This is a genomic window from Colwellia sp. BRX8-7, from assembly GCF_014077275.1.
Classification (GTDB): domain Bacteria; phylum Pseudomonadota; class Gammaproteobacteria; order Enterobacterales; family Alteromonadaceae; genus Colwellia_A.
The window spans coordinates 1-605 of record NZ_JACGVP010000082.1 but is presented as its reverse complement, the minus strand read 5'-3'; the positions used below and the strand labels follow the sequence as shown (position 1 = coordinate 605).

The 605-nt window shown below is 34.4% G+C and carries 1 protein-coding gene; it reads left to right on the top strand.

Going from position 1 to position 605, the window contains the following annotated elements; all coding sequences use genetic code 11:
• On the top strand, window positions 1-605 hold a 605-nt coding region (locus H4J57_RS19540; protein WP_182243998.1), incomplete at both ends, for a hypothetical protein.

Here is a 605-nt window from a genome sequence, read left to right as displayed (position 1 = left end):
CACTATTCAGGGTTAGCACGTTTATCAAGACAAGATAAAAAGACACTTTTAAGGGAAGGAACTGTTCGATGTTTCCATGTAAGAATCGATGACATTAAAGGTTTAAAACGTGAAAATAAGGCTTATCCATTTTCCACAACCTTACCAAACAAATATCTTGTTCAATGGGGTGAATTACATCCAGAATCGCAATATGGACTTGAATCTTTTTTACTTAATAAAGACAGTGGTCAACTCGATATTTCTATAAAAACAATCAATTTCGATGATTTATTAGTGCCCATTGGTATGGTGGAATATATTGAAAAGTGCTTCAAACCTCGTGAGGAAAAACCTCAAGAGGCGTTTCAAGCAGATATAAGCAATAAAGCCGTAACTAAAAATCGTTTTGATGACTTTCAAGAGCTGTTAATTGACATACTAACTAAGCACCCAGCGTACTCAAATAAAGAAGTATGGAAACTACTAAAAAATGAATCCGAAGACTTTGGGGACTATCGGACATTTGACAAATATAACTTACTACAAGAAATGTCAGGTGATGATATTGAATGGGAAGATAAAAAAGGTAAACCGAGAAAGTCTATAAGTGCTAAAGGATTAGC